Origin of the sequence: Bradyrhizobium sp. PRIMUS42, from assembly GCF_023006515.1 — a bacterium.
Lineage (GTDB): Bacteria > Pseudomonadota > Alphaproteobacteria > Rhizobiales > Xanthobacteraceae > Bradyrhizobium.
In genome coordinates this window covers 1-428 of the sequence record NZ_JALBGZ010001623.1, presented here as the reverse complement: position 1 = coordinate 428, position 428 = coordinate 1, and the positions used below count along the sequence as shown (strand labels likewise).

The window sequence follows — 428 nt, the reverse complement described above, 5'->3', positions numbered from 1 at the left end:
ACCTGCTGCCTCCGGCGGAAAGCGCCACCTTGCGACGGCTATCGGTATTCGCCGGGCCGTTCGCGCCGGAAGCGGCCGCCGCGGTTGCGTCCGGCGACGGCCTCAGCACCTCGGAGACGCTGGAGGCGATCGACAGCCTGGTCACCAAGTCACTGATCTCGCCATCCGGTTCGCGAGCGCTGCGCTATCGCCTGCTCGACACCACGCGCGCCTACGCGCTCGGCAAGCTGAACGAGCTCGGCGAAAACAGGCAGTTCGCGCGGCGCCATGCGGAGCATTTTCGCGACTTCTTCGAGCGCGCGGGGGCCGACACATCGACGCCGCTTCCCGAATGGCTGAGCACCTATGGTGGGGAGCTCGACAATGTGCGCGCGGCGCTGGACTGGGCCTTCGCGCCCGACGGTGACGCGAGGCTCGGCATCGCGCTG

1 pseudogene is annotated in these 428 nt (G+C 69.2%); it reads left to right on the top strand.

Annotation, left to right across the window (positions count from 1 at the left end):
• Positions 1-428, top strand: a pseudogene (locus MOV75_RS41975) (ATPase); the annotation flags it as partial.